At 50.8% G+C, this 6069-nt stretch carries 10 protein-coding genes; 7 read left to right on the top strand and 3 right to left on the bottom strand.

Going from position 1 to position 6069, the window contains the following annotated elements; genetic code table 11:
• The 5 genes from AC5OW4_RS13995 to AC5OW4_RS13975 all read left to right on the top strand — a co-directional run.
• Positions 1-750: permease prefix domain 1-containing protein (locus AC5OW4_RS13995; RefSeq protein ID WP_493677110.1), on the top strand; the 750-nt coding region annotated here is incomplete at its 5' end.
• Positions 747-1289 (top strand): hypothetical protein, encoded by a 543-nt coding sequence (locus tag AC5OW4_RS13990; protein WP_072683038.1) that lies wholly within the window; start codon positions 747-749, stop codon positions 1287-1289. The genes AC5OW4_RS13995 and AC5OW4_RS13990, both read left to right, overlap by 4 nt.
• A 45-nt stretch (positions 1290-1334) precedes the next feature.
• On the top strand, positions 1335-1598 hold the full coding sequence (locus AC5OW4_RS13985) for a hypothetical protein (protein WP_234973133.1): 264 nt from the start codon (positions 1335-1337) through the stop codon (positions 1596-1598).
• A gap of 113 nt (positions 1599-1711) precedes the next feature.
• A complete protein-coding gene (locus tag AC5OW4_RS13980) occupies positions 1712-2419 on the top strand; it encodes a zinc metallopeptidase (protein ID WP_083538343.1) in 708 nt (235 codons plus the stop codon).
• 87 nt (positions 2420-2506) lie between these two features.
• Positions 2507-2788 (top strand): hypothetical protein, encoded by a 282-nt coding sequence (locus AC5OW4_RS13975; protein ID WP_139248530.1) that lies wholly within the window; start codon positions 2507-2509, stop codon positions 2786-2788.
• A 219-nt stretch (positions 2789-3007) separates the two neighbouring features.
• On the opposite strand, the gene AC5OW4_RS13970 is transcribed toward AC5OW4_RS13975, so the two are convergent.
• The gene (locus AC5OW4_RS13970) at positions 3008-3349 is read right to left on the bottom strand and encodes a hypothetical protein (RefSeq protein WP_039863535.1); all 342 of its coding nucleotides are present in this window, start codon (positions 3347-3349) and stop codon (positions 3008-3010) included.
• A 201-nt stretch (positions 3350-3550) separates the two neighbouring features.
• Here AC5OW4_RS13970 and AC5OW4_RS13965 point away from each other — a divergent pair, with 201 nt between their 5' ends.
• Both AC5OW4_RS13965 and AC5OW4_RS13960 read left to right on the top strand, forming a co-directional pair.
• On the top strand, positions 3551-4024 hold the full coding sequence (locus tag AC5OW4_RS13965; protein ID WP_072683042.1) for a ribonuclease domain-containing protein: 474 nt from the start codon (positions 3551-3553) through the stop codon (positions 4022-4024).
• Positions 4021-4353 (top strand): barstar family protein, encoded by a 333-nt coding sequence (locus AC5OW4_RS13960; protein WP_072683043.1) that lies wholly within the window; start codon positions 4021-4023, stop codon positions 4351-4353. The genes AC5OW4_RS13965 and AC5OW4_RS13960 overlap by 4 nt, the downstream gene beginning before the upstream one ends.
• Positions 4354-4715: 362 nt before the next feature.
• On the opposite strand, the gene AC5OW4_RS13955 is transcribed toward AC5OW4_RS13960, so the two are convergent.
• Complete coding sequence (locus AC5OW4_RS13955; RefSeq protein ID WP_072683044.1) at positions 4716-5582, bottom strand: PTS system mannose/fructose/sorbose family transporter subunit IID; 867 nt, start codon at positions 5580-5582, stop codon at positions 4716-4718.
• A 2-nt stretch (positions 5583-5584) separates the two neighbouring features.
• The coding region (locus tag AC5OW4_RS13950) for a PTS sugar transporter subunit IIC (RefSeq protein ID WP_493677109.1) at positions 5585-6069 on the bottom strand (485 nt) is incomplete at its 5' end.

Here is a 6069-nt window from a genome sequence, read left to right as displayed (position 1 = left end):
GCAGGAACAGTGGGAAAGCTTTTCTTCCGCAGTCAATCAGGTGCTTTCGTTTCAGGGCAGCGGATCATGAATCCGATTGAGACTTATGTCCAAGCCGTAACGGCGCAGGTTCATTTCTTTCTGGACCGCGGCAGAATCGGCGATGAATTGCGCGCTCATCTGCAGGACAGCGTTGAGGATCTGATGCAGGAAGAGGGCTTAACCCTGGAACAGGCGCAGGCGGAAGCGGCAGCGAGAATGGGGGATCCACAGGCCGTTGGGCGGGAACTGAACCGAATTCATCATCCGCTTTTAGGATGGCTCTGGCTGATCACGATGTCCTGTGCGGCGATTGCCGGGATTGTCTTCGTTTATTTATTGCTTACTGCAGGATGGAATGAAATTCAATACCTTTTGCCTATGACCCCTGAACATGCCGAAAAGATCGCGACCGTAAATGAAAAGATTGAATTAGCCGGACATACCGTGACTTTGGACGCCCTTTGGAAATCTGATGAAGGCGAGTTGATCTTAACGTATCATATCCGCAATAAGCTGTCCTATTCTCGTTCCGGCTGGTCGGTGAACTTCTTCTCTATCCAAAATGGAGACGACAGCCTTCCAGTTTATCCTTATTTTGAAGCGACCTCTTTCTTCGGCTCGAAAGGGATGCTTACTTTTACAGCGCCGGCTTCCGATGTAATTGAGCTTTCCTTGATCGACGGACAGCGGGTGTCGTTAGACCTGAAGGAATGGGAGCTGAAAAAATGAAACGGAAAAGAGAGATTGTGGCAGGCATAGCCTTGATTCTGATCACACTTGTATTGTTGGGATGGATTAGCGGTTATTATCTATCACCCCAGGCATGTGTGGAAGATTCGCTGCGGGGACTGTATTTCAGCCCGGCTGAAAAGATCGACGAGGTTCAAATTGGGGATCGTTATTATTATCTGTATGCGAACGATCATCAATATGCGCTGCATGGCGCTGAGAAGACGGCAGGTATCTTTTATATCACGACCGGAGGGAGCACACACAATGATTATGCGGATGCTGACGAAGCATTTCAAATCGACGGACTGAGTGATGGGAAAAATCAGTTGTTTGTCATCCATCGCAGCCAGCCTGAAATCATGAAGGTGGAAATGGATCCCGGTAAAGGCCGGCCAGTAATTGTTTTTGATCAATGGGAGCATGATTTTTCAATCAAGATCCAGCAACTGGAAAACTCTGAAGAGGCGACATGGGAGGGAACCTACCGGGCCTATGATGCGCAGGGAAACCTTGTTGAGGAACAGATCTATCCGTGATCCTCTGCAACAAAAGAAATCGAGGGAAACAAGATCAACCTTGTGATGAATCCGGAGGAAGCCTGTGATCTTCAAAGGATGGAAAACGACGGAATTTATATGGCAGTGATCGTGCGCAGGGATCCGCGTGTAGATCGGGTGGAAGCCCAGCTGAATAACGGTTTGACGTGGACTGTGGAACAGGGACATGATGATTTTGCGCTGATCACCTTGGAAATTCCGGAGGCGTCTGTTTCCTGTTGGCCGGGGATCTATCGAGCTTTAGATAAGGATAAGCAAGTTTTAATGGAAAGAACGATTCCTGGTTAGTTTCGTTATAAAATTCCCGGTTTGTCACCGGGATTGACAAAGCCGTGCGGTTGTCTAGTGGAAAGTATCGTAAAATCGTGTAGAATAAACCTGCCTGATAGGGAGGAATGTTTATGTTCTACGCATTTTACGATATTTTTTATTTGCTGGTTCTGGCGGCGATTGGATTTTCCATGTGGGCCAGCGCCCGGGTGAATTCGACGTTCCGCACATATAGCCAGCAGCGCACGCGCAACGGGATGACCGGCTATGACGCGGCACGGGAAGTGCTGGATGCCAACGGTTTGTATGATGTCCGGATCGAGCGGATATCAGGAAATCTGACCGATCATTTCGATCCCCGCACGAATGTCATCCGGTTATCCGATTCAGTTTATGGTTCTGCTTCCACCGCCGCGGTCGGTGTGGCCGCGCATGAAGCTGGACATGCGATCCAGTATGCCCATGGATATGCACCGTTAAGGATTCGCAACGCGATCATTCCGCTGACGAATATCGGTTCCCGGATGTCCACGCCGTTGATTTTGATGGGATTGATTTTCTCCAATATGGGGCGCTCGGCGATCACGATCGCGTATATCGGCGTGGCTTGTTTTGCATTGAGCGTTGTGTTCCAGTTGGTCACACTGCCGACTGAATTTGACGCCAGCCACCGGGCAGTGGCCGCGATTGAAAACTGCGGCTTATTGACAAGCGAGGAAGTAGGCTCAACCAAGAAAGTGCTGTCAGCGGCGGCGATGACGTATGTTGCGGCGCTGGCGGTCGCGATTACACAATTTCTGCGTCTTTTGAATATCGTTCAGCGCAATGACCGGCGCTAAGCGGACGTGCCGGTGAATCCAGAAAAGAAAAGAATCCGGCCGCAGAAACGAAAACTTCAGGCCAAACACAGGGGGCCGGAAACCTTTTTGGACTACCCGATTACCCGGGGCGGAGTTCTGGCCGACGCCTGGCTGATTCCGAGCGAGGAAGCAGAAGCCTGTGTCCGCCGGCGGGAAGCTTGCGCTGCCCAGCTGATGGCCGAAATAAAAACCTTCTGCAGCCGCGACTTTCGGGATTTAGCGCAAACGGAAGACGACGAAGTTGTGTGGGGCGAAGCGGTGTTCGGCGCCGAACGCAGCAGTCTGGTCTTTCTGAACCCGCAGATCGTGGAGAACGTGATGGAAGCGGCGAAGAAAAGGAACTGCTGAAATTTATTCTGGAAAGCAGTGGATTGGCGGAGTTCGCAGCCCAGCTCCACTCTAATTCTCAGTTGTAACTGGATCGACTCACTTATCATTTTCCCCAGCTTGGAAACAGAAATAAAAAAACAGCCTGAGATTTCCTGTTGCAGGAAGTTTCAGGCTGTTTCTCGCCAGGCCAGCTGAGCTTGCTCAGATTAAGGCTCAGGGATGTGGAAAGAATCTTCTTTATTTAACCGTCTGGAATTCTTTTCGTTCAATTTCCTGCGGTGCTTCGATTTCGCGGGCGAGGGTGTGCTCCGTCAATTCGGAAAGCAGCTTAAGCTTCTTGTTGATCAGCGGCCGCATGCAATTCGGCACATGTTCCTGATGGGCGCGGTGAATGGCGACGCATTCCTTGCAGTTGCCATGATAGCGGCAAGCTTTCCGGCAAGGACAATGGTCCTTTTCCTTGTACTCTTCACGGAAAGCGGCGGCGAATTCTTCCTGAAGCGCCAACCCGGCCTGACGATTGCCGTTATGGAATTGCTCCATCGCGGCGAGTTCTTTTGGATTTCCTTCGATGATCATCAACAAATCCCCTCTTTCTTTGTTTGCCTTCCGCGGCAAACAACGCCCCTATTTTAACACTGGAAAAAGGAGGACTTCAAGGGATTCCTTATAAAAAGAGGAGGGAAGGGGAAGCATAACTTATTTTGCCGTGAAACAGAGAAGAATGGACTTTGCGTTCTTCTCTATTTTGTTTTATGATGTTAAAAAAGGAGCGTGTTTATGAAACTGCGATTTAAATTAGGCTTGGCGTTATGGGCGATGCTGAGCTTGTTGGGATGTGCTTCGACGTCGGTGCCGCAGATCCCGCCGGCCACTTCCCAGCCGATGGAAGAAACAATAACGGTTCAGGAGGACGGCTGGTATTCCACGAAGGAGGAAGTCGCGGAGTATCTGGAAACCTATGGACATCTGCCGGAGAATTACATCACGAAAAAAGAAGCTCAGGCGTTGGGCTGGGATAACGCGAAAGGAAATCTGTGGGACGTAGCCGAAGGCAAATCCATCGGCGGCGACCGCTTCGGCAACCGCGAAGGTTTGCTTCCCAACGCTCACGGCCGGACTTGGTATGAATGCGACATTGATTATCAAGGTGGTTATCGGGGAAAGGAACGCCTTGTCTTTTCCGATGACGGTCTGATCTATTATTCGGATGATCATTACGCAAGCTTTGAAGCGGTGAGGGGAAACGAATGAAGCGTGCTTTGATTGACGGACGCGAATGCCGGGATAAACAGACGCTGCATCGGCAGCTTAAAGACCAGCTTGCCTTTCCCGATTATTATGGAAATAATCTCGACGCTCTCTATGATATTTTAAGCACCGCGCAGGAACCTTTTGAAATTGAATTAATAAATAGGGAGGAACTGATCGGAAATTTAGGCGGCTATGCGGACGCGCTGCTTGCGACCTTACAGGACGCCGCCGCAAACAATGCTTTCCTTCATCTATCCGGCGTAATAACGTCGGCAGAGAATGTTGGTAATCAGGCAGAAAGTCAAAATCAAACCGATCATGAATCGTGAAGAGCTTTCCGCTAATTGTGTCAGAAAGTTTGTGTACGACGGTACAGCATACCAGCTGATCAGCTCGATGAGGTCCAGAAGTGCATTAAGGCTGTTCAGGCAAGAAATGCGGATGAATGTCTGCACAACCCGATGAGGAAAGCGACTGAGAACGTCGATCAGATTGCGGTTCGCAAACGAATGCGAAACATCAGCGTCGCGCAGCCTTGTTTCCCATTTTAAAACAGAGAGTACAGATTAGATCAGGGCAGCGCGTCACCGCTGTCCTTTTTCCACAAAAAAACTCAGCGCTGTGAGTGAAGCAGCGCTGAGAGTGTTTCCTCATCTGTCCAAAAGAGGATGGATGAATTCAGTTTACGGATTTACGCGTAGAAACCGGTGGCATAACCGATGAAGGTCAGGACACACGCCAGAACAAGGATCAGCCCCATCAATTTCAACGGCGACCATTTCTTCTTCGCATACAAACCATAGACGCCTAATGTCAGGCCCAGCGGCAGGATCTGCGGGAAGATGGAGTTCAGTACGGAATCGGCGTTGAACAGCACCTGGCTTTCCAGGATCGTGTTGGTCGTGGCGTCATAAACGTCTTTGACGATCTGAATCGGCAGCGTGCAGGAAACGAAGGAAGCGGTCAGGGCGCCGACGACGATCAGGCCCAGCACGGTCATCGTGTCCGTCAGTAAATTCAGCCGGCCTGTCGCCATAAACGTCTGCATCCCTTCCAGTCCGGACTTATAGCCCAGCTTGAACAGAAACCAGCTCAGCGCGCAGGTGCCGATCGGATAGACAAGCATGTAGATGACCGGTCCCAGCCAAAGCATATTGGCGGAAGCCTGAGAGATCGACAGGCAGATTGTCAGCAGGATCGGGATGATCGTCGCAACCCACAGCGAATCGCCGATGGCGGATGTCGGGCCGATCAAGGCAACTTTGACGCTGCTGATGAGTTCCGGAGTACACTGACCATTGGCATTGGCCTCTTCCAGACCGCAGACGATGCCGTTGCAGATGGAACCGACCTGTGCTTCAGTATTGAACAATGTGATATGACGCTGCAGCGCAGCTGCCCGTTCTTCTTTCGTGTCGTATAATTCTTCAATGACCGGGGCCATCGCCTGACCGAACGCCATGCCCAGCATTGATTCTGCCTGCTGGGAACAGCCGTTCCAGAAAAACCACGTCCGGAAGGATTTCTTTAATGTTTTTTCACTGATTTTCTTAGCCATGATTAAGCTCCTTTCCGATCAGCCAACGAGGAGGCTGCGACATAGTAGAGAACCGCGGTGATGATCGCGACAACCGCGACCGCCATCGTGCTTAAACCGAAATAAGTGACGAGAATGAATCCGGCTAAGAAGATGACGATGTGATATTTCTTCTTTAATAAGAACGATAAGATGATGCCCATTCCCAACGAAGCCATCATGCCGCCGAAAATGCTCAGTGCGGTGGTGACCCAGCCCGGAATCAGCGTTGCGAAATCAGCCTGGCCGGAAGCTGCGGTCATCGACGTCAGAACGAGCACCGCCGGAACAAAACGGCATAAGAAACCGATTGCCTGACCCATGAAGACGTTTGGAACGATCATTTTGCGGGTATCCCCGGCTTCCGCATATTTTGCGGCAACCCGGTTCAGCGGCAGGTTTAGGGCATACGACAAATTCCACATGACCTGGCCGACCAGTCCGCCGATCCCGGCGAAGAAGATCGGAA

Source organism: Holdemania sp., assembly GCF_986127675.1.
This window is presented reverse-complemented; position numbering and strand designations above follow the sequence as displayed.